The following is a 23,965-nucleotide window of genomic DNA, read 5'->3' as shown; positions in this document are numbered from 1 at the left end:
GTCATGCGGTTGTTCCACGATCTGTCATCTATTTTGGTTTTTTCCCTTTTCCCCAATTACTTTGCCTTAAAATGATGAATTATGGAAATAGGACTGCTACACTTGCATAGTTTTCTCCGTTGGGTGATCCTGATTTTACTCGTGGTAAATATTGTGCGTCATTTCTCTGCCTTGAATAAGCCATATACCGCCGCTGATAAAAAGCTGGGGCTGTTTCTGATGATCTCGGCGCATACTACCCTGCTGATAGGTCTTTACCAGGTTATTTTCGGCCGTTTTGGCTGGATGAATGTTCCTGAGGGGACAAGTGTGATGAAAGACGCTTTCTGGCGTTTTTACCTTGTAGAGCACCCACTTGGAACCGTTATTGCGATTGTGCTTATCACCATAGGCAAAGGTGTAGCGCGCAAAGCTATTCCTGACGCTGCCAAACACAAAAAGGCGGCAATACTGTTCACTCTCGCGCTGGTGGTGCTTATGGCGGTAATACCCTGGCCTTTCCGCGAGGTGGTAGGCAGGTCATTGATGCCATAGAAGAAATAAAATTCAAATTCCGCCTTAAGGCAATAAAAAAGAAGCAGCCCGATACCGGGCTGCTTTTTTCTATTCCTTATTTTCGCAGCTTTTATTCTCATGGCTGTATCTCAGAACGATCATAAGACGGTATTATTACTCTCTCCTCACCGTATGCTAACCGATCACCAGGTAGTGGAGTCGCTGCATATCATCAAGGAAAAAGGAAAAACAGACTATATAGCCTGTAAGCCCGACCTGCAGGAAATAAAGGATTATTATTCCCACTTGTCGAAACCTGCTAAAGAAGCGCTGGTTTGCTTCACCCGTGAAGGGGTACGTGACAGCAAAGCAGCTATTAGAATAAAGTTTGATAAGCTGCCGGCAGGAAATACGGAACCTTATGAAGTCTTTTTTCAGAAAGCCATCACCCGTCGTCTCTGTGAGCTTTTTGAACCGCTGAAGTCACAGGCTGCACAGGTAAAGTGGTATCATAAAATACAGACAGAGAACGGCAATCTACAGTCTGCTCCCTGCAGCTTTAGCCCGTTACGGCCGATGTTACAGTTCGAGGTTACAGAAAATGAAGAAAACGAACTCCTATTACGATCGTTCGTGTTCATGAACGGCAGCCGTCTGCCGCTCGATCATTTTAACCGTCATCAGTTTCTTGTGGAAACGGGCGGAGAATATTTCTTACTCACTTATACCGATTACCAGACCCTGGAATGGCTGAAACTAATGCCTCAAAAGGCCTCGGTCAACGGCAGGGCGGCCTTTGAAGAAAATGTGTTAACCCGGCTCCAGGACAATTATACCGTTAAACGCAACCTGCTGCAAACGGGTGAAAAAGTGGAAATAATACCACGCAATAGAGTGGTACTCAGTGAAATACATCCCTCGTACCTGGTGTTTACCCCGCAATGGCTGTATGATGATTTTACGGCAGATGGTCCGTGGACGGCAGCTATGAGCGTTACTATAAACGGGCAAACCAGGCAGGTATTACGCAACAAAGCTGCGGAAACTGCTTTTATCCAGCTCCTGGAAAGCATGCACGAGAGCTTCGCCCGCCAGCGTAACGGGTATTATTATATTTCATTTGATGAGGCTCGCAAAAAGCAATGGTTTTTAAAGGTTTATCATCGTTTGCTTGAGCTGGATGTTGAGGTGGCGGGCATGGATATGCTCCAGCATTTCCGCTATTCTTCTTTTAAGGTAGCAACTACCAGTACTATCACCAACAAGGAAAACAATACAGTAACCGTACAGTTGTCGGTGCGTTTTGGCAAAGAAGAAATTGCGCTTTCAGAGTTGCAGAAGCTGCTGTATGCTGGTCAGCATATGGTGTTACTGAAAGATACTTCCCTGGGTGTGCTGGATGACGAGTGGTTGCAGCAATACAGTATGCTGCTCAAGCATGGCAAAGTGGTAAAGAATACGGTAACGGTATCGCGCTGGCTTGCTTTCAGCGAGCAGCATGTACCCGAAGACCGGCAGGTACTTAAGCCTGTTATCGATGCCGGCTGGTGGCAGCAGTGGGAGAGGTGGCAACAGTCGCCAGCCCCGGTATACCCGCTTCCGCAGGGCATTAATGCAACTTTGCGTCCTTACCAGCAGAAAGGTTACGAATGGCTGGCATTACTGGCAGCAGCGGGTGCAGGGGCCTGTTTAGCCGATGATATGGGGCTTGGTAAAACATTACAGACAATTTGTTTCCTTGCCTGGCAAACGCAGCATAAACCTCATGCAAGGCATCTTATCATCTGCCCTTCTTCCCTGTTATTCAACTGGCAGCAGGAGTTAAAGAAGTTTGCTCCGCATCTGCGTTCTGCGGTGCATTATGGCCCGGGAAGGCAATTGCAGCACATCCGCCAGAAAAACATCCAGGTGCTTATCACCAGCTATGGTACTGTTCGTGCGGATATAGATGCTCTGCAGGAGCAAGCCTTTGATGTGGTGGCGCTTGATGAAAGCCATCATATCAAGAACCCTTCGGCGCAAATTACACGCGCCGTCAACCAATTGCAGGCGGGATTTGGTCTTGCCCTCAGCGGTACGCCTGTAATGAACAATACTTTTGACCTGTATGCGCAGATGAGCTTCCTGCTTCCAGGCATGTTTGGCAACCGTGAATTTTTTAAACGTGAATATGCCGATGCTATCGACAGGCTGCAGGATGAAGTAAAAATCAAGGCTTTACATAAACTAACCTCTCCGTTTCTGTTACGCAGAACCAAACAGCAGGTGGCATCAGATCTGCCTCCCAAGACAGAAATGGTGTTGTGGTGTACCATGAAGCCGGAACAAAAAGCTTTGTATGATGAAATAAGGGAAAGTATAAAAAGTTCCGTTTTCCTGGAAATAGAAAAAGATGGATTGGGTAAGAGCACCATGGCTTTGTTACAGGGCATGTTGCGCTTGAGGCAACTTTGTAACAGTCCGTTGTTACTGCCTGAAGATCAGCAGCATAATTGTACCGAATCGATCAAGACAAGTTTGCTTATCGAGGAGCTTACCAACAATCTTAAAGATCATAAAGTACTGGTATTCTCGCAGTTTGCTTCTATGCTTAACCTGCTTGCCGATGCATTTCGTGAAGAGGGTATTACCTACTATCATTTTGACGGACAAACGCCACCTGCCCAGCGCGCCGAGATGGCTAATAATTTTCAGCAGCCCGACAACAAGGTAAATGTATTCCTTATAAGCCTTAAAGCGGGTAATGCCGGTCTTAACCTGACAGCAGCCGACTATGTATTCCTTTTCGATCCCTGGTGGAATACGGCGGTTCAGCAGCAAGCCATAGACCGTGCGCACAGAATAGGCCAGACCAAAAACGTGTTTGCCTATAAAATGATCTGTAAAGACACCATTGAAGAGCGGATCATACAGTTACAGCAGAAAAAGCAGCAACTGGCAGGGGCGCTGGTGATAGAAGACGAAGGTTTTGTAAAATCATTGACTGAAGAAGATGTGAGCTTCCTGTTCAGCTAAGAAAGCGGTTGAATGGGTATTGTGGCCGGATGTTTACAGATCTTTGCTGCCGCCCAGTTCTATCACCTCGCAATTCTTAATGTCGCTGCCATCGATGGCGAACCGGATAAGCGTGCGCACCTTATGCCAGCCTTGTTTACCTGCGGCGCCCGGGTTCATATGTAAACACTGCAATTTAGGGTCGAACATGACCTTTAGAATATGTGAATGCCCGCTGATAAACATTTGCGGGCGTTCGCGCAGGATGGTGTTGCGCACACCCGGCGCATATTTGTTGGGGTAGCCTCCAATATGCTTCATAAAGACCTTCACCTTTTCGCAGCTGAAGATCAGGTCTTCCGGGAATTCGGAGCGGATATCGCGGCCATCGATATTGCCATACACACCACGCAACGGTCTGAAAGCTTTTAGTGCATCGGAAATTTCCGACGTGCCAAAGTCTCCTGCATGCCATATTTCATCCGTGTTCTCAAAATGTTTGAACACTGCTTCGTCAAGCCAGTGATGTGTATCTGATATTAAACCTATCCGTGTCATAACTAATCGACCAGGTTATCTTTCTTTAATTGTTCAAAAGCCAGTAAAACACCCGGGACCTGGTGTTGTTCCTGTTTATAGCTTTCACGGCTGAAATACCGGATGGCTCCAATTTCGGCAGAGGGCACCGGTTCCTGTTTTAATTCATGAATGAAACAATCCTGTTTCATTTGCAGGTTGTTTTCCCCGAAGGCGGGCGCCGTAATATGATAATACCATTGTAATTCGCCGGCAGGGATAACAATATTCAATTCCTCCTGTACTTCGCGTGTCAGGGCTGCTTCGGCGGTTTCGCCTGCGTCCAGTTTTCCGCCTGGCAAATACCAGGCTTGTTTGTTTTTACTGAATGCCAATAACAACTGCCGGTCTTTAACGACTATAAGCCCTGCGCATCTGATCTCTTTCATCTTAACTATTCTGAATAATGACTATCTTAGTTCCTGTAACGATTGCCAAATTATGCCTTTCTATCGAAACTTTACCTATTGGATAGATAAGCGCCGCTGGAAGTATGCTTTCCTGCAGGCTTCGCTTGATCTTTCCTTATCCAGCAAATTCCTTATGTAACGCGTTCTTGTTTTAGCTGATACTAAATCAAGGCTGCCTTTATTGTCTATTATCTATCATCATTTATTCTTTAATCATGCCCTATTATCATAAGCTGGGAAACGTTCCACATAAACGTCATACCCAATTCCGCCGTCCCGATGGTTCATTATATGCAGAACAGCTTTTCAGTACCGAAGGCTTTAGCAGTGATTATTCTTTATTATATCATTGTCATCCGCCAACAGCCATCACCCGCGCAGAAGAACCATATGATGTTATGCCACAGGTTGCCGAAGAAAAAATGCTGAAACATCGCAGTCTTGAAGGTTTTAAGATTGCGCCGCATGCTGATTTTCTGCAAAGCAGGGTGCCTGTTCTGGTGAACAATGATTGTCATATCGTACTTGCTGCGCCACAGCAAAGTATGGAAGGCTATTTTTATAAAAATGCCGATGCCGATGAAATGATCTTTATACATAAGGGCAATGGCAAGCTGTTGACGCAATATGGAGAACTTGCTTTCTCATATGGTGATTACCTGGTGATTCCACGGGGTACGATTTACCAGGTTGTTTTCGAGAGCACTGACAACCGGCTGTTCATAGTGGAGAGCTTTAGTCCTATCAGGTTTCCGAAACGTTATCTTAGTCATTATGGCCAGCTTCTGGAGCATTCACCCTTTTGTGAAAGGGATGTCCGCGCCCCGCAACACCTTGTAACCTTTGATGAGCAGGGTGACTTTGTCATCAAAGTGAAAAAGCAGGGGAGGATGTATCATCTTCATTATGCTTATCATCCATTTGATGTGATAGGGTGGGATGGTTGTTGTTATCCTTTTGCTTTCAGCATTCATGACTTTGAACCTATTACGGGAAGAGTACATCAGCCGCCACCTGTGCATCAGACCTTTGAGGCGAACAATTTTGTGGTATGCAGTTTTGTACCTCGTTTATATGATTATCATCCGCAGTCTGTTCCGGCGCCTTACAATCACAGTAATATAGACAGCGACGAGGTATTGTATTATGTTGATGGCGATTTTATGAGCAGGAAACATGTTACCAAGGGAATGATCACCTTACATCCTGGTGGCATTCCACATGGTCCGCATCCCGGCGCTGTTGAAAAAAGTATTGGTGCAAAGGAAACCAAGGAACTGGCTGTTATGGTTGATACCTTTCACCCTCTTAAATTAACAGTACAGGCCCTGGCCATAGAGAATGGTGGTTATACTATGAGCTGGGCGGAATAGGGGGAAGAGTGGTATATTGCATCTATTCGTCATATAAAATCTAAATCATGGAATACAGGCAATTGGGTGATTCAGGAGTGGAAGTGTCGGCAATAACATTTGGAGCGTGGGCTATAGGGGGCTGGATGTGGGGAGGTGCAGAAAGAAAAGATGCCCTTGAGGCGATCCGTGCTTCCTATGACAACGGTGTCACATCTATTGATACGGCACCGGCATACGGCCAGGGGTTGAGCGAAGAAATCATTGGTGAAGCTTTAAAGCAACTACCGCGCGATAAAGTGCAGATCCTCACCAAGTTTGGTTTACGCTGGGATTTGAAAAAAGGAGAATTTTTCTTTAACAGTAAGGACAACAATGACAATGCCATCGATATTTACCGCTATGCCGGTAAAGAAAGTGTGATAGAGGAATGTGAGAATTGTTTGCGCCGGCTGGGGACAGATTATATTGATCTTTTTCAAATACATTGGGCGGACCCTACGACTCCGATCTCCGAAACAATGGAAGCGCTTGCCATATTGCAGGAGCAAGGCAAGATAAGGGCGGGTGGGGTTTGTAACTATGCTGCTGCCCAAATGGAAGAAGCGGCCCAGACCTATTCACTGGCATCGAACCAGGTACCCTACAGTATGGTGCTCAGGGATATAGAGAAAGAGCTGGTGCCTTATTGCCAGGATCATAAAAAGTCGATTATTGCGTATAGCCCCCTGCAAAGAGGATTGTTAACCGGAAAAATCAGGCCTGGCCATGTTTTTGGTGAAGGGGATACCCGGGCTGGCAATCGTTTTTATACGGATGTCAATATATTGAAGATCAATTCTTTCCTGGCAAAGATTCAACCTTTGGCTGAGAGTAAGGGGGCTTCGTTATCGCAACTGGTGATTGCGTGGACCATTCAGCAGCCTGGTATTACGGTTGCTTTGGTTGGTGCGCGTGATGCTTCGCAGGCCATACAGAATGCGCGTGCGGGCGAGGTAGTATTAAAGCCTGAAGAAATAATGTTCATTAATGATCAGTTGTCGGGCCTTCAGCTTGAGGAGTTGTAGTGCTCAATATCAAAAAGTGAGCGCAACGGAGTTTCTTGCCGGAAGCGTTATAGACTGTGGATTCTATTATGGCAGGAATGTTGTAAAAGATTTAGTAAATTACTAATCAATTAAAGCACTGTCATATGGTAAAAATTAATGAACTGAAACACGGCGACTTCGTGATTGCTGAGTACGAGGGTCAGCGTCGTATGGGGGAGATCACAGGCATCAGCAATGCGGACGATAAACGAGTTTGCGTTGAAACTGATGTCCAGGAGTTCTGGTATGAACAGGAACATCTTTACCCGATTCCTATTAATGATGAAAGTCTGTTGTGGCTGAACTTCATCAAAGAAGAGTTGCCCGATGGTTCTGTAAAGTATAAGAAGGGATCTTTTCGTTTGCTTATTGCAGCGAAAAATGATTTTTCGACATTGGATATCTGGTATCGTGAGGACCGGCGTCACCATCCTGATGTTCATTATATTCACCAGTTGCAGAATCATTATCTGCAGATGACGAAGGTTCATTTAACGCGTGAGGTGATGGTATAAGATAATGTATTCAAGTATAAGATGAATCCCGGCCCTGCGGCCGGGATTTTTGTTTCCACTACCTGTTATTTTGATCGGTCTCGGATGAAGCAGCTTGCTCTACCCCCTGATTTACAGGAGATTTAAGCCTTCCGATTTTTTGATGGTCCTCTTTCGGACTTCTATCTTCGGTTTGAGAAAATAACGCCCCCATTGACCCCCCCAATCTCTGAAAAACAGACAAGAGCAAGGCTGCTCTTCACGCTGCTATTGGTAATAGCTGGCTTTGTACCGGCGTCTGCCCAAACGGACACCGAGTTCTGGTTTGCTGTGCCTCATGTTATTGGAGACAGCAGGCGGGACAGGCCTATATTGCTGCGAATGATGGCTATTGATGCCACATTGACGTCACAGGTTACTATTTCCTGTCCGGCGAATCCTGCTTTTACGCCTATTACTACTACGATAAATGTTGGTGCTGTATCATCGGTTGACCTGACGAGTTTTTTAGAGGCCATTGAAACTTCGCCGCCTAATACGGTACTGAAGCGGGGATTAAAAATTACGGCGACAAGACCTATTACAGCCTATTTCGATGAATCATCGAATCTCAATCCTGAGATCTATGCGCTTAAAGGGAAGAACGCATTAGGCCTGAGCTTTTTTGTACCCGGGCAAACTACATACTCGAACAATACAGGCGATAGCAGAGATGATCGTAGGGCTTATAATTCGTTTGATATTGTAGCTACAGAAGATAATACAGCGATAACAATAACACCTTCGAAAGCCTTGTATGGCGGCCGTCCGGCTAATCAGGCTTTCACGATCGTATTGAATAAAGGAGAGGTTTTTTCATGCCAGGCAGCTGGGCAAAACAAATTAGATCATCTTGGCGGATCTACCGTCATTGCTGACAAGCCTGTTGCAATAACAATGAAAGACGATTTCGTTGGTGTATCCACCTGCAGTGATGCCAGTGGCGACCAGCTTGTACCCGTTGGGTTATTGGGTACAGAGTATATAAGTATCAATGGGTATTTCAATGATGAAAGAGCATGTGTGATGGCTATTGAAGATGGGACGGTAGTTACTACCAGCAATGGCGTTAGCAAGACATTGTCGAAGGGACAGACGTACGAGTTTGACTATTCGGGAAAACCCATATATATCAAGGCTACAAAGCCCATTTCGGTATTACATTTAAGCGGGGTAGGCTGCGAATTAAGTTCTGCCGTGTTGCCTCCATTGGGAAGCTGTATTGGTTCCAAGGTAGTAGGTATGGTAAGGCCAGGTGGATCGGAGTGTTATCTTATTTTATTAGTTCCGGCGAACATAGCAGATGTAGAAAGCAGCTTTAGGTTTAACGGCAGTGCCGGCGTTATTACTGCAGGCGATTTTAAGACTGTAACACCTCAATGGCTGTACGCACGAATCCCTTTGAATACAACTGTTTTTCCTGCCAATACCTCGGCAAAAATAGAAAGCACACTCGGTGTTAAGTTTCATGCAGGTCTTTTATATGGTAAATCCGGAGATGGTGCCAGTTACGGCTATTTTTCCAACTATGCTACTTCGCCTGTGGCCTCTCCGCCAAAGGATACTGTGTTTTGTAACGGGCAGGCTACGGGGGAGCTGAAGTTTTCGAGTACTGTGAACAATAGTTCATTTACGTGGACAAATGATAATATTGCAATAGGTTTGAGTGCGGGTGGCGCAGGGGATATACCTTCTTTTAAGGCTATCAACAATACAGACCAGGATATTATAGCCCATGTAACGGTGGTGCCTACGGCTAATGATTGTGTGGGACCTGATCGTTCTTTTACGATTACAGTGCATCCTACACCGAAGCTAAAGATAGCTGCAATACCGGATGCTGTGTGTGCCCCGGCGACGGTAGATATTACTATACCGGCCGTCACTAACGGCAGTACTGCCGATCTTAGTTTTCGTTATTATACTGATGCTGCCGGCAAGAACCTGGTGGCTGATCCAACAAAAATTGCCACCAGTGGTAAATATTATCTTCAGGGAGAAACAAAGGCCGGCTGTGTTACCGATATACAACCTGTAGACGTGACTGTATATCCGAAACCAAGCCTGCTGATCACTAATCCTGCCGCTGTATGTACGCCTGCGACAGTTGATCTTACAGCGGCAGCGGTAACTTCAGGTAGTGCTGCCGGTCTGGTATTCCACTACTATTCTGATGATAAAGCAGCGACTACATTAACAACACCTTCTGCTGTAGCGAGCCAGGGGACCTACTATATTAATGCAACAAGTAAAGAGGGATGTACCTCTGATATCATGCCGGTATCGGTAACTATAAACCAGCCTGTTGTTGTTACTACTGATCCTGCAGCAACAAGCGTTTGTGAAGCTGCCGATGCGGCATTTGAAGTAGCAGCAACGGGCACGGGTCCATTAGTCTACCAATGGCAAACAGATAACGGAACAGGGGCCTTTACAGATCTGGCGGGGGCTACTGCTGCCAAACTTTCCCTATTGGCTGTAACCAATGATATGAATGGTTACCAGTATCGCGTTAAAGTAAAGGGGGCTTGTGGAGAGAAAATGTCGCAGGCGGCTACACTCACTGTAAAGCCTTTGCCAAAGCTTTCAGGGACTACGAATGTTGATGTGTGTAGCGGCGAATCATTTAGTTATACACCTTCCGGTTTACAAACGGGAACTACTTATACCTGGGAGCGGCTAAAGGTTAATAATATTTCCAATGAAGCAGCTACCGGCAGCAATACCGGTATAAATGAAACGCTAAAGAATACATCGAACCTGGTTGTTCCTGTAACCTACACCTTTCAAATGAAGCTGGCAGGTTGTGAGCAACAACAACATTTCGATGTTCAGGTGAAACCCAAGCCGACTGTGAATCTGCCTGTTGACCAGGAAGTTTGTGCCAACAGCAATACTAATGCTGTCAATTTCTCTGGTGCTTCTTTGCCTGTTACAACTACTTATGAATGGAGCAATACCTCAAAAGATATTGGTCTTGCAGCAACCGGAACAGGAAATATTGCAGCTTTTAGGGCTAAGAACGAGACTGACCAAACGGTGAACGCCACCATTACCGTAACACCTTCTTCAGATGGCTGTAAAGGCGAGTCTATAGCATTCGATATCAAGGTAAAGCCATTACCTTATTTATCGGGAACAACCGGGCTGTCCGTTTGTAGTGGCCAGGAATTTACTTATACACCGGCCGGATTGCCTACAGGTACTACCTATACCTGGGAACGCAAAGTGGCGGCTAATATTTCCAATAGCGCTTCTACCGGAAATAACACCATAAAAGAGACACTAACCAACACCAGCAATTCCAATGTAAATGTGACCTACACCTTTACAATGAAACTGAATGGCTGTGAGAACGAGGAAAGTTTTACGGTTCTAGTAAGACCTAAGCCTTCGGTTGATGCCCCTGCTGATCAGAAACTTTGTCATGATACCAAAATCAGCGACATAAAATTCTCTGGCTCATTGGTATCAACAACTACTTATAACTGGGTTGCAACGGGTGATCTTATCGGACTAGCAGCAGCTTCAGGCACCGGCGATATCGCCTCTTTTACGGTTCAGAATACTTCTGCAATACCGGCAACAGCTACTATTACGGTAACACCTTCGGCCGACAACTGTAGTGGAGATCCTGAATCATTTAAAATAGTAGTCAATCCCATTCCTGACGTGACTGTGCCTGGTGATCAGTTGATCTGTTATGATGAGCAGTCGCAGAAGCTGGAGTTCAGCAGTAATGTAACCAGTGCAGCGTTTAGATGGGAGAACGATAATACAGCTATTGGGTTATCTTCCAGCGGTACTGGTAATATCGCGTCGTTTAAGGCCACCAATAGCACTAATGCTGCGATTACGGGTACTGTAACGGTTACTCCTGAGGCTTATGCCTGTAAAGGTGATGCGAAGAGTTTCAAGATTACAGTGAATCCCCTGCTTCAGCTGGCGGGTACAACAGGTTTGTCTGTTTGTAGTGGTGTGGAGTTCAATTATGAACCAACCGGGTTACCTTCCGGCGCTGGTTATACCTGGGAACGGAAAGAGGTAGCTGGTATCTCCAATGGGGTGGCTACGGGAAGCAATGCTGGTATTAAAGAAAAGCTTACGAATACCGGCCGTTCTGAAGTATTGGTGACCTACATTTTTAAACTGAAGTTGAATGGCTGTGAGAAGGAGGAAAGCTTTACCGTTCTTGTTAAACCGAAGCCTTCAGTTGATTTACCTGCCAACCAGGAGCTTTGTCATGATACCAAGACCAACGACATAAAGTTTTCCGGTCCATCTGTATCAGCGGTAACTACGTATAGCTGGGTTGCTTCAGGTGATGCTGTTGGCCTCGCTGCCACTACAGGTACCGGTGATATCGCTGCTTTCAATGCACGGAATACCGGTACCATACTTGCTGAGGCTACCATTACTGTAACACCTTCAGCCGACAATTGTAATGGAGAGCCAGAAGCATTTAAGATAGTAGTCAATCCCATTCCTGATGTAACTGTTCCTGCTGACCAACTGATCTGTTATAATGAACAGTCGCAGAAGCTGGAATTCAGCAGCAGTGTAACTGTTGCCACGTTTAGATGGGAGAACGATAATGCAGGCATTGGATTGCCTGCAAGCGGCGCGGGTAATATTGCGCCGTTTATAGGGACAAATGGCACTAATGCTACGATTACAGGCACTGTAACAGTTATTCCTGAGGCTTATACTTGTAAAGGTGATGCGAAGACATTCAAGATCACTGTAAATCCTGAACTTAAATTGTCAGGGGTAACAAACCTATCGGTGTGTAGCGGGGAAGAATTTACTTATGAACCCAGTGGCCTTCCTTCAGGCGCAGCTTATACGTGGGAACGCAAAGTCGTAGCTGGTATCTCCAATGGGGTGGCTACCGGAAGCAATGCTGGTATTAAAGAAAAGCTTACAAATACCAGTCGTTCTGAAGTATTGGTGACCTATGTTTTCAAACTGAAGTTGAATGACTGTGAGAAGGAGGAAAGCTTTACCGTTCTTGTTAAACCGAAGCCTTCTGTAGATCTTCCTGTTGACCAGGAGCTTTGTCACAATAGTGAAACCAGGGCTATTAACTTTTCCGGTGCGGCTGTATCGAAACCAACAACGTATAGCTGGTCTGCTGCAGGCGATGCTATAGGTCTTGCTACATCTGGCACTGGTGATATTGCCTCATTTAAAGCCCGGAATACCGGGACGACACCTGCTGAAGTTACTATTACTGTGACTCCTTCAGCCGATAACTGTAGTGGAGATCCTGAATCATTTAAGATAGTTGTCAATCCTATTCCTGATGTAACTGTGCCTGGTGATCAGCTGATCTGTTATGATGAGCAGTCTCAGAAGCTGGAGTTCGGCAGCAGTGTGACTGTTGCCACGTTTAGATGGGGGAACGATAATACAGGTATCGGGCTGCCTGCTAGTGGGACAGGCAATATCGCGCCTTTTAAGGGAATCAATAGCACTAATACTGCGATCACAGGTACTATAACTGTGACCCCTGAGGCTTACACTTGTAAAGGTGATGCGAAGAGTTTCAAGATTACAGTGAGTCCCCTGCTTCAGCTGGCGGGTACAACAGGTTTGTCTGTTTGTAGTGGTGCAGAGTTCAGTTATGAACCAACCGGGTTACCTTCCGGCGCTAGTTATACCTGGGAACGGAAAGAGGTAGCTGGTATCTCCAATGGTGTGGCTACCGGAAGCAATGCTGGTATCAAGGAAAAGCTGACGAATACCAGTCGTTCTGAAGTGTTGGTGACCTATGTTTTCAAACTGAAGTTGAATGGCTGTGAGAAGGAGGAAAGCTTTACCGTTCTTATTAAACCGAAGCCCTCTGTAGATTTGCCTGCTGGTCAGGAGCTTTGCCATAACAGTGATACGAAGGCTATTAACTTCTCCGGAGCATCTGTATCAAAACCCACTACCTACAGTTGGTCTGCTGTAGGTGCTGATATTGGTCTTGCGATATCAGGCACTGGTGATATTGCCTCTTTTAAAGCTCGGAATGCCGGAACGGCACCTGCTGAAGTTACTATTACTGTAACTCCCTCAGCTGACAATTGTAATGGGGATGCCGAATCATTTAAGATAGTTGTAAATCCTATTCCTGATGTAACTGTGCCTGGTGATCAGCTGATCTGTTATAACGAACAATCGCAGAAGCTTGAATTCAGCAGTAATGTAGCTGTAGCTTCCTTTAGCTGGGCGAACGATAATACGGACATTGGGCTACCTGCAAGCGGCACAGGTAATATCGCGCCTTTTAAGGGGGCCAATAGTACAAATACTGAGATTTCAGGTATTGTGACTGTTATTCCTCAAGCTTACAACTGTAAAGGTGATCCCAAGGCGTTCAAGATTACCGTAAATCCCCAGCTTCAATTGGCGGGTACAACAGGTTTATCTGTTTGTAGTGGTGGTGAATTTACTTATGAACCAACAGGTTTGCCATCAGGTACTACCTATACCTGGGAGCGCAAATCTGTATCTGATATCTCCAACGGGACAGCAACAGGTACTGGCGCCATAAAAGAAATATTAACAAATACCAGTCGTTCTGAAGTATTGGTGACCTATGTTTTCAAACTGAAGTTGAATGATTGTGAGAAGGAGGAAAGCTTTACGGTTCTTGTTAAGGCGAAGCCTTCAGTTGATTTACCTGCCAACCAGGAGCTTTGTCATGATACCAAGACCAACGACATAAAATTCTCCGGCCCATCTGTATCAGCGGTAACTACGTATAGCTGGGTTGCTTCAGGTGATGCTGTTGGCCTCGCTGCCACTACAGGTACCGGTGATATTGCTGCTTTCAATGCACGGAATACCGGGACGACACCTGCTGAAGTTACTATTACTGTTACGCCTTCCGCTGACAATTGTAAAGGTGATCCTGAATCATTTAAGATAGTTGTAAATCCTATTCCTGATGTAACTGTGCCTGGTGATCAGTTGATCTGTTATGATGAGCAGTCGCAGAAGCTGGAATTCAGCAGTAGAGTAGCTGCTGCCACTTTTGGCTGGGTAAATAGCAATACGGGGATTGGTTTACCTTCAAGTGGTATGGGTGATATTGCATCGTTTAAGGGCATGAACAGTACCAATGCTGCGATTACAGGTGCTATCACAGTTACTCCTGAGGCTTATGCCTGTAAAGGTGATGCGAAGAGTTTCAAGATTACAGTGAATCCCTTGCTGCAACTGGCGGGCACAGCAGGTTTGTCTGTTTGTAGTGGTGCGGAATTCAGCTATGAACCAAGCGGTCTTCCTGCTGGCGCCAGTTATACCTGGGAACGAAAAGAAATAGCTGGTATCTCCAATGGGGTGGCTACCGGAAGCAATGCTGGTATTAAAGAAAAGCTTACAAATACCAGTCGTTCTGAAGTATTGGTGACCTATGTTTTCAAACTGAAGTTGAATGACTGTGAGAAGGAGGAAAGCTTTACCGTTCTTATTAAACCGAAGCCCTCTGTAGATTTGCCTGCTGGTCAGGAGCTTTGCCATAACAGTGATACGAAGGCTATTAACTTTTCCGGTGCGGCTGTATCGAAACCAACAACGTATAGTTGGTCTGCTACGGGAGATGCTATTGGGCTTGCAGCATCAGGTATCGGTGATATTACTTCATTCAAAGCTCAGAATACGGGTACAACACCTGCTGAAGTTACTATTACTGTTACGCCTTCCGCTGACAATTGTAAAGGCGATCCTGAATCATTTAAGATAGTTGTAAATCCTATTCCTGATGTAACTGTGCCTGGTGATCAGTTGATCTGTTATGATGAGCAGTCGCAGAAGCTGGAATTCAGCAGTAGAGTAGCTGCTGCCACCTTTGGCTGGGTAAATAGCAATACGGGGATTGGTTTACCTTCAAGTGGTATGGGTGATATTGCATCGTTTAAGGGCATGAACAGTACCAATGCTGCGATTACAGGTGCTATCACAGTTACTCCTGAGGCTTATGCCTGTAAAGGTGATGCGAAGAGTTTCAAGATTACAGTGAATCCCTTGCTGCAACTGGCGGGCACAGCAGGTTTGTCTGTTTGTAGTGGTGCGGAGTTCAGTTATGAACCAACCGGGTTACCTTCCGGCGCTAGTTATACCTGGGAACGGAAAGAGGTAGCTGGTATCTCCAATGGGGTGGCTTCGGGAAGCAATGCTTGTATCAAGGAAAAGCTTACAAATACCAGTCGTTCTGAAGTATTGGTGACCTATGTTTTCAAACTGAAGTTGAGTGACTGTGAGAAGGAGGAAAGCTTTACCGTTCTTATTAAACCGAAGCCCTCTGTAGATTTGCCTGCTGGTCAGGAGGTTTGCCATAACAGTGATACGAAGGCTATTAACTTCTCCGGTGCGGCTGTATCGAAACCCACTACCTACAGTTGGTCTGCTGTAGGTGCTGATATTGGTCTTGCGATATCAGGCACTGGTGATATTGCCTCTTTTAAAGCTCGGAATGCCGGAACGGCACCTGCTGAAGTTACTATTACTGTAACTCCCTCAGCTGACAATTGTAATGGAGATGCCGAATCATTTAAGATAGTTGTAAATCCTATTCCTGATGTAACTGTGCCTGGTGATCAGTTGATCTGTTATGATGAGCAGTCGCAGAAGCTGGAATTCAGCAGTAGAGTAGCTGCTGCCACTTTTGGCTGGGTAAATAGCAATACGGGGATTGGTTTACCTTCAAGTGGTATGGGTGATATTGCATCGTTTAAGGGCATGAACAGTACCAATGCTGCGATTACAGGTGCTATCACAGTTACTCCTGAGGCTTATGCCTGTAAAGGTGATGCGAAGAGTTTCAAGATTACAGTGAATCCCCTGCTTCAGCTGGCGGGCACAGCAGGTTTGTCTGTTTGTAGTGGTGCGGAATTCAGCTATGAGCCAAGCGGTCTTCCTGCTGGCGCCAGTTATACCTGGGAACGAAAAGAAATAGCTGGTATCTCCAATGGGGTGGCTACCGGAAGCAATGCTGGTATTAAAGAAAAGCTTACAAATACCAGTCGTTCTGAAGTATTGGTGACCTATGTTTTCAAACTGAAGTTGAATGACTGTGAGAAGGAGGAAAGCTTTACCGTTCTTATTAAACCGAAGCCCTCTGTAGATTTACCTGCTGATCAGGAGCTTTGTCATAATGGTGATACGAAGGCTATTAGTTTTTCCGGTGCGGCTGTATCGAAACCAACAACGTATAGTTGGTCTACTGTAGGCGATGCTATCGGTCTTGCTACATCTGGCACTGGTGATATTGCCTCATTCAAAGCTCAGAATACGGGTACAACTCCTGCTGAAGTTACTATTACTGTTACGCCTTCCGCTGACAATTGTAAAGGCGATCCAGAATCATTTAAGATAGTAGTCAATCCCATTCCTGATGTAACTGTGCCTGGTGATCAGCTGATCTGTTATGATGAGCAGTCGCAGAAGCTGGAGTTCAGCAGTAATGTAACCAGTGCAGCGTTTAGATGGGAGAACGATAATACAGCTATTGGGTTATCTTCCAGCGGTACTGGTAATATCGCGTCGTTTAAGGCCACCAATAGCACTAATGCTGCGATTACGGGTACTGTAACGGTTACTCCTGAGGCTTATGCCTGTAAAGGTGATGCGAAGAGTTTCAAGATTACAGTGAATCCCCTGCTTCAGCTGGCGGGTACAACAGGTTTGTCTGTTTGTAGTGGTGCGGAGTTCAGTTATGAACCAACCGGGTTACCTTCCGACGCTAGTTATACCTGGGAACGAAAAGAAATAGCTGATATCTCCAATGGGGTGGCTTCCGGAAGCAATGCTGGTATTAAAGAAAAGCTGACGAATACCGGCCGTTCTGAAGTATTGGTGACCTATGTTTTCAAGCTGAAGTTGAATGGCTGTGAGAAGGAGGAAAGCTTTACCGTCCTTGTTAAACAGAAGCCCTCTGTAGATTTACCTGCTGATCAGGAGCTTTGTCATAATGGTGATACGAAGGCTATTAGTTTTTCCGGTGCGGCTGTATCGAAACCAACAACGTATAGTTGGTCTGCTGTGGGTGCTGATATTGGTCTTGCTACATCTGGCACTGGTGATATTGCCTCATTCAAAGCTCGGAATGCCGGAACGGCACCTGCTGAAGTTACTATTACTGTTACGCCTTCCGCCGACAATTGTAAAGGCGATCCTGAATCATTTAAGATAGTTGTAAATCCCATTCCTGACGTGACTGTGCCTGGTGATCAGCTGATCTGTTATGATGAGCAGTCGCAGAAGCTGGAATTCAGCAGTAGAGTAGCTGCTGCCACCTTTAGCTGGGAAAACAGTAATACGGGTATTGGTTTATCTGCAAGCGGCAAAGGTGATATCGCTCCGTTCATTGGAACAAATGGCACTAATGCTACGATTACAGGCACTGTAACAGTTATTCCTGAGGCTTATACTTGTAAAGGTGATGCGAAGACATTCAAGATCACTGTAAATCCTGAACTTAAATTGTCAGGGGTAACAAACCTATCGGTGTGCAGTGGAGTAGAGTTTACTTATGAACCAATGGGGCTGCCGTCAGGCGCTACTTATAGCTGGGAGCGTAAAGCGGTTTCCGATGTCTCTAACGGTACAGCTACCGGTAGCGGCGCCATCAAAGAAACACTAACCAATACCAGTCGTTCAGAAGTATTGGTGAAGTATACCTTTAAATTGAAGTTGAATGATTGTGAGAAGGAAGAAAGCTTTACCGTTCTTGTTAAGCCGAAGCCTTCTGTAGATCTTCCTGTTGACCAGGAGCTTTGTCACAATAGTGAAACCAGGGCTATTAACTTCTCCGGTGCAGCTGTATCGAAACCAACAACGTATAGCTGGTCTGTTGCGGGAGATCCTATTGGCCTTACAACAGCAGGTGCCGGAAATATTGCATCTTTCAAAGCACAGAATACCTCGGTTACACCTGCTAAAGCTATTATTACCGTAACCCCTTCAGCGGACAATTGTAATGGTGAACCTCAAATATTTAAGATCGTAGTAAATCCAAATCCGCTGGCAATAATGCCAGCTAATGTTGTGGTGTGTGCTGGTTCAGGTGTTCCTGAGCAGGTGCTGACAACCGATGTCGATATTGCCAAGACCAGTTTTGAATGGAAGAATGATAATAAAAATATTGGTCTGAGTGAAAGTGGTATCGGCAATATCGGTGCTTTTATCGCAACAAACGACAAGACGGAAGCACTGAATGCTTTAATATCTGTTACACCCACCGCTTATGGCTGTACAGGAAAAACAGGGCAGTTTGAAATAAAAGTTTATCCTTTACCAGCTTTAACCGGTACAGACAATCTCGAAGTGTGTAGCGGTGTTCAGTTTAGTTATAAGCCCACCGGTTTGCCTTCCGGCACCAGTTACACCTGGAAGCGCGATAAAGTGCCTGGTATTGTAAACGAAGCAGCCGGTGGTAAAGATGACGAAATCACTGAAGCTTTAGTCAACGAAACTGGTGCAGATGTGTTGGTGATCTATCGTTTTGAAATGGAGGCCAATAATTGCAGAAGCGTAAAAAGCTTTACAGTAAAAGTGAAGCCTACTCCTGTATTGACAAGTGGAAATCCTCCGGCTATCTGCGACAGCAGTTACGTAGTATATACTGCTACCAGTAATGTACCGGCGGCAGATATAAAATGGATACGTTCCGGAATGACCACCGAAACAAAGGGTGCTAAGATCGATGAATTCATTAAGTTGGGGAAATCCACTGTACAGCAGCTTGTATATACCTATACGCTGTTGTCCGATGGTTGTGTACATAAAGAAGATGTGACCGTTGATGTTAACCCCAAGCCCTACCTGATCAGTGGTAAACCTCCTGTTATTTGTGATGATAATACTTTCAGCTATACTCCGGTTAGTAATGTGAAAGATGTTGATTTTACCTGGAAAAGACAAGGCGTTTCCGGCACAGGTAGTATTTCTGAACAGGTTTTACTTCACAATACGAAAGTAGAGAAGCTTACTTATCAATACGCCTTAACAGCCGGGGCTTGTACCAATGAGGCGGATGTTGTACTGGAGGTTCATCCTAAGCCGGTGTTGACAAGCGCGCTTAAGCCGACAGCTATTTGTGATAATTCAAATTTCAATTATACTGCAACCAGCGATGTTAACAATGTGGATTATAAATGGACCAGAACGCCTGGTAATAGCAGTGCTTCGACCAATGTTATCAATGAGGTGCTGAAAAACAATACTACTGCATCCTTGGATTATACCTATCAGTTCCTGCTTGATGCCAATGGATGTACCAATACGCAGGACGTTGTAGTGGCTGTGAAGCCTTCGCCCAGGGTGGATCTGCCGGCAAACCAGGAGATATGCGCCAACAGTAATACTGTAGCTGTTGTATTCTCCGGGACGCCCGTTGCCGGCACCGCCACTACTTATAACTGGACGAATACTACTCCTGAAATTGGCCTGCCGGCATCGGGAACGGGTGATATTGCTGCGTTTAAAGCGGTGAATACAACCAATGCCCCACTTACTGCCCTGATAACGGTAACTCCGTTTGCCAACGGCTGTAATGGCAAATCCGAGTCATTTACGATCGTTGTAAACCCGGTGCCTGATGTTACAGTACCTGCCAGCTTTGCCATCTGCGACAATACTGCTACCAGCTTACTTGAAATGAAGAGTAATGTAGCTGCCGCTACGTTTAAATGGGAAAATGACAATACTAATATCGGGCTGGCTGCAGGTGGTACAGGAAACATTGCTTCGTTTAAAGCAACGAATGTTAGTGCTGCTGCTATTGCAGGAACGATTTCGGTAGTTCCTGAAGCCTACAAATGTGAAGGTGTGGCGAAACAGTTCTCTATTACAGTAAATCCATCTACTGTTATTTTAACACAGCCCCAGGCAGTTGCGCTTTGTGAAGGTGGCAATGCTTCCTTCGGTGTAAGCGCCAAAGGAACCAATGTAGCTTATCAGTGGCAGGTTGATAAAAGTAATGGGGGAGCATTTACTGTTATAGCGGGTGCTAACAGCGCTGTGTTGAATGTGACCGGTGTTACGGCATCTATGAACGGTTATCGCTACCGCTGTGTGGTGAGTGGCGATTGCATTAAAAGCGTTACATCCGATATTGTTGGCCTGACTGTATATACTGCTCCTGTTATTAATGAAGATCCTAAAGGAATTACCCTTTGTGAGGGCAGGGGAACTTCGTTCAGCGTTGACGCAGTTGGTTCGGGTCTTACCTATCAATGGCAACTGGATGTGGGCGCCGGGTTTGCCGATGTCGTTGGCGAAACAGATTATGTACTGAATGTACCTATGTTAGTGCTTAGCATGAATGGATACAAGTATCGTTGCGTGGTAAGTGGCACCTGCAAATCGGGTATTGTTTCTGCGGCAGCGGTTGTTGTAGTGAATGCGGCGCCTGTGATTACGAAACAACCTGCCGGTCAAACACTTTGTGAAGGAAAGAATGCTTCTTTCTCCGTTGAGGCCAAAGGCTATAAATTATACTATCAATGGCTGGTTGATAAAAATGATGGCAAAGGGTTCGTCACTGTTCCAGGTGCTACTGCAGCGACGCTGAATATTACCAATGTCTCCGCCACTATGAATGGATATCGTTACCAATGTAAAGTAAGTGGCAACTGTGCGCCAGCCGTAAGCTCTGATCCTGTGGTGCTGCATATTCCCAAGCCTGTAGTTGTGATGCCTGCTGATGCCAAGATCTGTAATGGCGCTACCTGTTCTGCCATCAATATCTCCAGCTCTATCGCTACGGCTTCTTACCAGTGGGTGAATAATACCCCTTCCATAGGTCTGGCGGCAAAAGGTTCCGGAGCGCAGCTTCCTGCTTTTGATGCTGTTAATACCAGTTCGAAAGCTATCACAGCGGAGATAACCATCTCGCCTATGGCGGAAGGATGTGCGGGTGAAGCCACTGTATATAAGATAATCGTGAATCCGACTCCTGTAATGACCGGTTCTTTGCGCTCCGAGATCTGTAGCGGTGATAAGATCGTTTATGATCCAAAGAGCAATGTTGATGATGCGAGCTTTACCTGGAGGCGTCCGGGGGCGGGCATCAGTGATCTGCCGGTGTTGGGTTCAGGAGGAATAGATGAGGTGCTGGTGAATTCTTCAAAAGCTGCTACTACTGTTAACTATACATTTACCGTCACTGCTGCGGGATGCAGTAACGATCAGATTGTGTCTGTAATAGTAAAGCCGGTGCCTTCAGTTGTTGTCACCGGATCGAGTGTGCTATGCGAAGGTGAAAGGATTGATCTGTCGGGAACGGCTAATCTTCCAGGAGTGTCATTTTCCTGGAGCGATGCAGCCGGCAAGGTGCTTGGCACGAACGCGGCTTACAGTGTGGCAGTTGCTGCACCGGCTGACGGAGGAGCATATTTCCTGACGGCTGTTAAGGAAGGATGTGCCTCTTCTCCCGAAAGTCATTCTGTTCATGTAAAACGTTTACCGGTAGCTACTATTACAGGTAATAGCAGTTTGTGTACCGGTGCATCGTTGTTGTTGAATGCTGCGAGTGATATGGGGGCCGACAGTTATAAGTGGACGGGGCCTGCAGGTTTGAGCAGCACACAGGCTGTCATTAACATTGCAGATGTAATGGCAGATAATGCGGGCGAATACAAACTTGTTGTAACGAAAGAGGGATGTGTTTCGCTGCCGGCGTCAAGTATGGTAGAAGTTAACAGTTATCCGAAGGTGACCATACAGCATTCGGGATCTGCCTGTGATAACGCTTCTTTACTGCTTACTGCAAGTTCCTCTCTGCCTGATGCATCTTATGTATGGAACTGGATGGGCGCTAAAACAACCGGGTCTCAATTGTCGATAGCGGCGGTTACCGGTTCGCAGATAACGGCTAGTGTAAATGTTACAAAAAGCGGGTGCAGTACAGAAGAAAGTATTACACTGCCCGTAAAACCCAGTCCTGTTGTAGCCATTCAATCTGTGCCGGATCTTTGCCAGAATGCGGCAGCTGTTTACCTGCAGGCTAAAGAAACAACAGGTTTGCCGGGAGCCGGCGTATTCAGCGGGCCGTTTATTTCAGCAGCTGGTAAATTTGAGCCAGGTGTATCGGCAGGTGTTTATTCCTTTAAATATACTTACACAACTACTGATGGGTGTGAGGCTTCTGCTATAACGGCGGTTCAGGTAAAACCTGCTCCCAAAGTAAATGCGGGGCCGGATAAAACGATGTATGAAGGAATGGGTACTTACCTGGAAGGTACAGTGTCCGGCAGTTACAAGCAATTCTCCTGGACGCCGTTGACCAGTGCTACGGGTAATGAGCAGATGCGTCCGTTGGTGACACCTGCACAGAATACCACCTATATTTTGTCTGCTACCAATGATTATGGATGCAGTGCTTCCGATGAGGTTGAAGTAACGGTATTGAAGTTCAGAGTGCCGACAGCGTTTACTCCCAATGGCGATGGTTTCAATGATAAGTGGAACATACCCGGGCTTAACAAATTTCCCAATGCACGTGTAGAGATCTTTAACCGCTGGGGTACCAGGTTGTACCTGAGTAAAGGTTATAGTGAGCCATGGGATGGTAAGTACAATGGCTCACTGGTGCCAACGGGTACCTACTATTACGTCATTTATCTCAATGATGGCATCAATATGAAGCCTGTAGGCGGATGGGTAGAAGTAATGCGGTAAAAAGTGCCAACATTATAAAGCCCGGCTGCTTTGTGGGACCCGGGAAAGCAGCCAGTCTAGTTTTCAGCTGTATTGCCCTTTGCATTTTGCTGATAAGCCGATGGCGACATGCCAAACTGTTTCAGGAAGCTGCGTCCGAAGGTTGTTTGGGAGGTGAAGCCTACCATGGTTGCTACTTCATAGATCTTGTAATCGTCGGCTGCAAGCAACTCTGCTGCTTTCTTTAACCGTGTGATATTGATAAGTTCGTTGGCGGTGAGGTTTGAAATTGATTTGATCTTCCGGTAGAGGGTGGGGCGGCTCATTGCCATGATCCTGGCCAGCTTTTCAACATCGAGTTCTTCGTCTTCGATGTTGTCGCATATGGTTTCGTTCAGCTTTTCGAGGAAGAGCTCATCTGATTTGGAATGCGCGATGCTTTTGATATGGATGAGCGGTGATTGGGCGAAATATTCTTTGATCTTATCCCTGTTGCTAAGGAGGTTGGCTATTTGTACATGAAGGTATTCGGGTGAAAAGGGTTTTTCTATGTAGGCGTCGGCTCCCAGTTCAAGTCCCTGGATCTTTGATTGCAGGGTATTCCGTGCGGTGAGCAGGATAACGGGAATATGGCTGTATTCGAAGCTGCTTTTGATGGTGCGGCAAAGTTCGAAGCCGTCTATTTCCGGCATCATTACATCGGAGATGATCATTTGTACCACTTCGTCTTTTAAAATTTCAAGGGCCTGCCTGCCGTTGAATGCTTTAAGGACCTGGTACTTTTCGGAGAGGTCGTCGGCCACAAAATCCAGCATCTCTTTGTTATCTTCTACCAATAATATCGTCGCTTTCATATGTGTGTCGGG

General features: G+C 45.9%; 9 protein-coding genes. 6 read left to right on the top strand and 3 right to left on the bottom strand.

Features of this window, described 5'->3' with window-relative positions:
* Positions 1-81 precede the first annotated feature (81 nt).
* Both ESB13_RS07645 and ESB13_RS07640 read left to right on the top strand, forming a co-directional pair.
* Entirely contained in the window at positions 82-534 is a 453-nt protein-coding gene (locus ESB13_RS07645; RefSeq protein WP_129002415.1) for a hypothetical protein, read from the top strand.
* 99 nt (positions 535-633) lie between these two features.
* Positions 634-3,510: a DEAD/DEAH box helicase gene (locus tag ESB13_RS07640; protein WP_129002414.1), complete on the top strand. Its 2,877-nt coding sequence runs from the start codon at positions 634-636 to the stop codon at positions 3,508-3,510.
* A gap of 33 nt (positions 3,511-3,543) precedes the next feature.
* On the opposite strand, the gene ESB13_RS07635 is transcribed toward ESB13_RS07640, so the two are convergent.
* The gene (locus tag ESB13_RS07635) at positions 3,544-4,047 is read right to left on the bottom strand and encodes a metallophosphoesterase family protein (RefSeq protein ID WP_129002413.1); all 504 of its coding nucleotides are present in this window, start codon (positions 4,045-4,047) and stop codon (positions 3,544-3,546) included.
* A gap of 2 nt (positions 4,048-4,049) precedes the next feature.
* The gene (locus ESB13_RS07630; RefSeq protein ID WP_129002412.1) at positions 4,050-4,454 is read right to left on the bottom strand and encodes an NUDIX hydrolase; all 405 of its coding nucleotides are present in this window, start codon (positions 4,452-4,454) and stop codon (positions 4,050-4,052) included.
* Between the two features lie 236 nt (positions 4,455-4,690).
* Between ESB13_RS07630 and ESB13_RS07625 the strand changes: the two genes are divergently transcribed.
* The 4 genes from ESB13_RS07625 (at position 4,691) to ESB13_RS07610 (ending at position 23,120) form a co-directional block, all read left to right on the top strand.
* Positions 4,691-5,848 (top strand): homogentisate 1,2-dioxygenase, encoded by a 1,158-nt coding sequence (locus tag ESB13_RS07625; RefSeq protein WP_129002411.1) that lies wholly within the window; start codon positions 4,691-4,693, stop codon positions 5,846-5,848.
* A gap of 47 nt (positions 5,849-5,895) precedes the next feature.
* Complete coding sequence (locus tag ESB13_RS07620; RefSeq protein WP_129002410.1) at positions 5,896-6,894, top strand: aldo/keto reductase; 999 nt, start codon at positions 5,896-5,898, stop codon at positions 6,892-6,894.
* A 125-nt stretch (positions 6,895-7,019) separates the two neighbouring features.
* Positions 7,020-7,430, top strand: coding sequence for a hypothetical protein (locus ESB13_RS07615; RefSeq protein ID WP_129002409.1), 411 nt, complete (start codon positions 7,020-7,022; stop codon positions 7,428-7,430).
* 192 nt (positions 7,431-7,622) lie between these two features.
* Positions 7,623-23,120: a PKD-like domain-containing protein gene (locus ESB13_RS07610; protein WP_129002408.1), complete on the top strand. Its 15,498-nt coding sequence runs from the start codon at positions 7,623-7,625 to the stop codon at positions 23,118-23,120.
* Between the two features lie 56 nt (positions 23,121-23,176).
* On the opposite strand, the gene ESB13_RS07605 is transcribed toward ESB13_RS07610, so the two are convergent.
* Positions 23,177-23,953, bottom strand: coding sequence for a response regulator transcription factor (locus ESB13_RS07605; RefSeq protein ID WP_129002407.1), 777 nt, complete (start codon positions 23,951-23,953; stop codon positions 23,177-23,179).
* Between the last annotated feature and the right edge of the window lie 12 nt (positions 23,954-23,965).

Source organism: Filimonas effusa (assembly GCF_004118675.1).
GTDB classification, from domain to species: domain Bacteria; phylum Bacteroidota; class Bacteroidia; order Chitinophagales; family Chitinophagaceae; genus Filimonas; species Filimonas effusa.
The sequence above is the reverse complement of the archived record's forward strand: the minus strand, read 5'-3'. Positions and strand labels throughout refer to the sequence as shown.